This window comes from Nocardia sp. No.11 (genome assembly GCF_038752175.1).
Classification (GTDB): domain Bacteria; phylum Actinomycetota; class Actinomycetes; order Mycobacteriales; family Mycobacteriaceae; genus Nocardia; species Nocardia canadensis.
Map to the genome: position 1 here is coordinate 1 of NZ_JBCGFB010000096.1, position 4371 is coordinate 4371.

The 4371-nt window shown below is 68.5% G+C and carries 3 protein-coding genes and 1 pseudogene; all 4 read right to left on the minus strand.

All coding sequences use genetic code 11. The features are described from left to right. Positions 1-88: 88 nt before the first annotated feature. On the minus strand, positions 89-781 hold the full coding sequence (locus tag V8688_RS23675) for an ABC transporter ATP-binding protein (protein WP_255587159.1): 693 nt from the start codon (positions 779-781) through the stop codon (positions 89-91). 165 nt (positions 782-946) lie between these two features. Next, positions 947-1879: pseudogene (locus V8688_RS23680) on the minus strand (ABC transporter ATP-binding protein); the annotation flags it as partial. Then, the gene (locus V8688_RS23685) at positions 1876-3291 is read right to left on the minus strand and encodes a branched-chain amino acid ABC transporter permease (protein WP_218716850.1); all 1416 of its coding nucleotides are present in this window, start codon (positions 3289-3291) and stop codon (positions 1876-1878) included. The pseudogene V8688_RS23680 and the gene V8688_RS23685, both read right to left, overlap by 4 nt. After that, positions 3288-4325, minus strand: coding sequence for a branched-chain amino acid ABC transporter permease (locus V8688_RS23690; protein WP_218716851.1), 1038 nt, complete (start codon positions 4323-4325; stop codon positions 3288-3290). Before V8688_RS23690 ends, V8688_RS23685 begins: the two co-directional genes overlap by 4 nt. Between the last annotated feature and the right edge of the window lie 46 nt (positions 4326-4371).

Below are 4371 nucleotides of genomic sequence, written 5' to 3' on the forward strand. Positions count from 1 at the left end.
CGTTGCGTAGGCGACGAAGGAGCAAGCAACGGTGCCCGATCGGCGGGACGGAGAGGCCGCGACTCGAGCGCGCCAGCGCTCCAGCAACTCAGTGCCCGAGGTAGGCGGACATGACGGCGGGATCGGTGAGCAGCGCCGCGCCCGCACCGGTCTTGGTGACCTCACCGGTTTCCAGGATGTAGGCGCGGTCGCTGCGGGTCAGGGCCTGCTGAGCGTTCTGCTCGACGAGCAGGACCGTGGTGCCCTGGCGGTTGATCTCGCTGATGATCTTGAAGATCTGCTGGATCACCATGGGCGCCAGACCCATCGACGGTTCGTCGAGCAGCAGCAGCTTGGGCCGGGCCATCAGGGCGCGGCCGATGGCCAGCATCTGCTGCTCACCGCCGGAGAGGGTGCCACCGACCTGCTTGCGCCGCTCGGCCAGCCGCGGGAACAGCTCGAAGATCCAGTCCAGCGTCTGCTGGTACTCGGCCTTCTGCTCGAACGGCCTGCCGTAGCAGCCCATGTCGAGGTTCTCCGCCACGGTCATGCCGGGGAACACCCCGCGGCCCTCCGGCGCCTGGATCAGGCCCTGGACCACCCGGTCGTGGGCCTTCATCGTGGTGATGTCCTTGCCCTCGAACAGAATCCGGCCCGAGGTGAGCGGCAGCAGGCCCGACAGCGCGCGCATGGTGGTGGTCTTGCCGGCGCCGTTGGCACCGAGCAACGTCACCAGCTCGCCCTGTTCGACCGACAGCGAGATCCCGTGCAGCGCTTCGATTCTGCCGTAGTTCACGACCATGTCGCGCACCTCGAGCAGCGGCACCGACTGGTCGGCGGCGACCTCGGGTTCCTCCCGCGCCGCCGCCACCACGGTGTCCGGTGCCCGGGTGTGCGCGGCTTCGGCCACGGCGGCGGCGCCGGCTCCGTCCCGGACCTCCTCGATGGTGTCCGCGTCGGGCACACCGAGGTAGGCGGCGATCACGGCCGGGTCCTCGCGGACCTCGGCGGGCAGGCCGTCGGCGATCTTGCGCCCGAACTCGAGCACCACGATCCGGTCGGTCACGCCCATCACCAGGCGCATGTCGTGCTCGATCAGCAGGACGGTGTAGCCGTCGTCGCGGATCTTGCGGATCAGCTCCATCAGCGCCGACTTCTCGCTGGGGTTGAAGCCGGCGGCGGGTTCGTCCAGGCACAGCAGCTTGGGCTCGGTCGCCAGCGCTCGCGCGATCTCGAGCCTGCGCTGGTCACCGTAGGACAGGTTGCGGGCCTTCTCCACCGCTCGCGGCGCGATGCCGACGAACTCGAGCAGGGCCATGCCGCGTTCGATCGCGTCGCGTTCCTCCCGGCGGTGCTTGGGCGTGCGGAACACCGCGCCGGGCACCGAGGTGCTGTGCCGGGCGTCGGTGCCGACGACCACGTTCTCCAGCGCCGTCATCTCGCCGAAGAGCCGCACGTTCTGGAACGTGCGCGCGATGCCGAGGCGGGTGATCTCGTTGCGCTTGGTCTTGGCCAGCGGCCGCCCGTCGAAGTGCACGCTGCCACCGGCCGGCTTGTAGACGCCGGTGATCGCGTTGAAGCAGGTGGTCTTGCCGGCACCGTTGGGGCCGATCAGGCCGAGGATCTCGCCGCGGCGGATCTCGAAGCTGACGCTGTCGAGCGCGGTCAGGCCGCCGAACTTCACCGTCAGCCCGTCGGTGCGCAGCAGCGGTTCGCCCACCGCGGTCTCGATGTCGCGGTGCGGGGCGACCACATCGGCCACGGTTTCCGCGTCGCCCAGGGCGGGCAGCACCGCGGTGACGTCGACCTCGCCCGCCGGTTCGACCTCCGGCGCGGGCTTGTACCCGGCCGACATGTCCTCGTTGTCGTACAGCGCGTCTCCCGCGCCCGGCCCCGTCATCGCCCTGCTCCGATCGGTTCGGCCGCCGGCTTGCGCACGACCGCCTGGTACACCTGTCTGCCGTAGGTGAGCAGTTTCTGCCGCACCGGGAACAGACCCTGTGGCCGCAGAATCATCATCACCACCAGCGCGATGCCGAAGTAGAGGTACTTCAGGTCACCGAGATTCTGCGCGCCGCCCTTGCGGTAGAGCAGCACGCTACCCAACAGCAGCAGCCCGAAGACCACCGCGAGGATCGAGACCGTGATCACCCCGCGCCGCACCCACACGCCCAGCGCGTCGCGACGCCACCGCCACAGCAGCCACAGCCCGACCAGCAGCGCGATGTCGAGCCCGAGCAGCAGATAGCCGGTCGACTCGCTCGACACCAGCTGCACCGACTGCAACCGCATCGGCAGATAGGCGATCAGGAACGCGCCGACGATCACGCCGAGCTTGTTGCCCGAACCGCCGAGCACCACCGCGCACAGGAACAGCATCGACAAGATGATGTCGAACTGCTTGGGGTTGACGTAGGTGACCTGACCGGCGTACATGGCGCCGGACAGGCCGCCGACGGACGCGCCGATCACGAAGGCCCACAGCTTGAACTTGAAGGTCGGCACGCCCATGATCTCGGCGGCGTCCTCGTCCTCGCGGATGGCGACCCAGGAGCGGCCGACGCGGCTGCGCTCGAGGTTGCCGATGACCAGCAGCACCACGACGACCAGCGCCATGCCGAGCCAGAACCACCAGGTGCCGTTGTTGGCCCGCTGCAACGGATTCGCACTGTCGGGATCACCGAGGTTGCCCGGGGAGAAGTAGCCACCGGGATGCGCTTCGGATTCGCCGACCTGCGGGTAGGCGATCTTGGACAGGCCGAGGCTGCCGTTGGTCAGTTCCTCGAGGTTGTCGGCCATCAGGCGCACGATCTCACCGAAGCCCAGCGTCACGATCGCCAGGTAGTCACCGCGCAGGCGCAGTGTCGGCGCGCCGAGCACGAGGCCGGCGAAGGCGGTCAGCGCGACCGCGATCGGCAGGCAGGCCAGCCACGCCCAGCTGGGATTGAGCCAGCCGCCGTCGGTCTGGTTCCACGGACTGTTCGGGCTGGTCAGCAGGCCGACCGTGTAGGCGCCGACGGCGTAGAAGCCGACATAGCCGAGGTCGAGCAGGCCGGCCTGGCCGACGACCACGTTCAGGCCGATCGCGATCAGCGCGTACATCGCGAACTGCGCCATCACGCCGCCGAAGCTCACGCCGGGGGTGTCGATCAGCGGGGGCGGGTACAGCGGCAGGATCGCCAGCACGGCGATGATCGGCACGCCGACGGCCCACTGGCCCGGCCGCGAGAGCCCGTCCCACCAGTCGCGGATCGCGTCGCCGAGGCCGTGTCGATCCTGGTTCTTCACCGGGGTTTTCGTCATGTCGGTCATGCGCGCGCCCTCCCCAGGCTCTCGCCGAGGATGCCGGTCGGCCGGAACATCAGCACCGTCACCAGCAGGACGAAGGCGACCACGTCACGCCATTCGTTGCCGAACAGGATCTGTCCGTACTGCTCGGCGACGCCGAGGATCATGCCACCCAGCAGCGCGCCGCGCAGGTTGCCGATGCCGCCGAGCACCGCGGCGCTGAACGCCTTGATACCGAGGATGAAGCCGCCTGAGAAGATGATGCCGGTGGGGATGTAGAGGGTGTACAGCATCGCGGCCGCGCCGGCGAGCAGGCCGCCGATGAGGAAGGTCAGCACGATGACCCGCTCGCGCGAGACACCCATCAGGGTCGCGGTGTCGGGGTCCTGGGCGACCGCGCGGATGGCGCGGCCGAACTTGGTGCGGTTGATGACGATCTCGGTGGTGACGGCGAGCACGATGGCCGCCGCGAAGATCACCAGCGCCACATTGGTCACCTGCGCGCCGAGGAAGGTGAACTGCACCTTCGGCTCCACCAGCCGGATGCCGGTCTGGGCGTTGGAGCCGCCGAGGCCGGGCTTGATCTTGGGCAGGATGTAGTGGACGAACTCCTGGATCACGAACGACATGCCGATCGCGGTGATCAGGAAGGCCAGGGGTTTGGCTCCGCGCCTGCGCAGCGGCCGGTAGGCGACTCGTTCCAGGCCGACCGCGGCGATGCCCGAGACCAGCATGCCGAACAGCATCGCCAGACCGAGATAGACCACCGTGAGCAGCACACCCTGGGAGTACGCGTTGCCGCTGGGGGCGAAGCCGAGCAGCTCCAGTCCCACATAGGTGCCGAACATGCCGAGCATGAAGATCTCGGAATGGGCGAAGTTGATCAGTCTCAGGACGCCGTAGACCAGCGTGTAGCCGACCGCGACCAACGCGTAGATCGACCCGTAGGTGAGACCGTCCACGGTCAATCGCCAGAACTGGTCGATCACCCCGGAGACGTTGAAATCGATGGACCCCTCGGCCAACAGGGTCACACCGAGCGAAGCCGCTGATGTCATGATTTCTCTCGCGTCAGGCGAGCGGTGGGGGGGGGGGGGGGCGACG

Bases quoted from the DNA above. Each gene is read 5' to 3' on its own strand.
- V8688_RS23685 (WP_218716850.1), bottom strand. From the start codon at position 3,291: ATGACCGACATGACGAAAACCCCGGTGAAGAACCAGGATCGACACGGC.
- V8688_RS23690 (WP_218716851.1), bottom strand. From the start codon at position 4,325: ATGACATCAGCGGCTTCGCTCGGTGTGACCCTGTTGGCCGAGGGGTCC.
- V8688_RS23675 (WP_255587159.1), bottom strand. From the start codon at position 781: ATGGTCGTGAACTACGGCAGAATCGAAGCGCTGCACGGGATCTCGCTG.